At 67.3% G+C, this 425-nt stretch carries 1 protein-coding gene; it reads right to left on the minus strand.

The features are described 5' to 3' along the window. Window positions 1-401 (minus strand): ABC transporter permease subunit (locus tag G3I17_RS39390; RefSeq protein ID WP_239063351.1); only part of this gene is annotated, 401 nt, incomplete at its 3' end. Between the last annotated feature and the right edge of the window lie 24 nt (window positions 402-425).

Consider the following 425-nt stretch of genomic DNA (forward strand, 5'->3'; position numbering starts at 1 on the left):
GTGACGAGCCGCAGGATGATCGTCCAGTAGGTCTGCGCGTGCGTCGCGCGGTCGATCTTCGCGGCCTCGTCGAGCTCGCGCGGGACGGTGTTGAAGAACCCGTACATGAGGAACGTGTTCACGCCGAGCGCGCCGCCCAGGTAGACCGCGATGAGCGCGAGCTTGCTGTTGAGGCCGAGCGACGGGACGACGTTGCCGAGGCCGATGAGCAGCAGGAAGATCGCGACGAACGCGAGCATCTGCGGGAACATCTGGATGATGAGCAGCGCCGTGAGGCCCGCGCGGCGGCCGGTGAACCGGAACCGCGAGAACGCGTACGCGGCCGCCGCGCCCATGAGGACGGTGCCGACGCCGTTGGCGATCGCGATCTGCAGCGAGTTGCCGAGCCACGTCCAGAACATCGTGCCGCCGAGCGTATCGTAGTT

It is taken from the genome of Streptomyces sp. SID13031 (assembly GCF_010548305.1).
In the GTDB taxonomy this organism is placed as follows: Bacteria; Actinomycetota; Actinomycetes; order Propionibacteriales; family Kribbellaceae; genus Kribbella.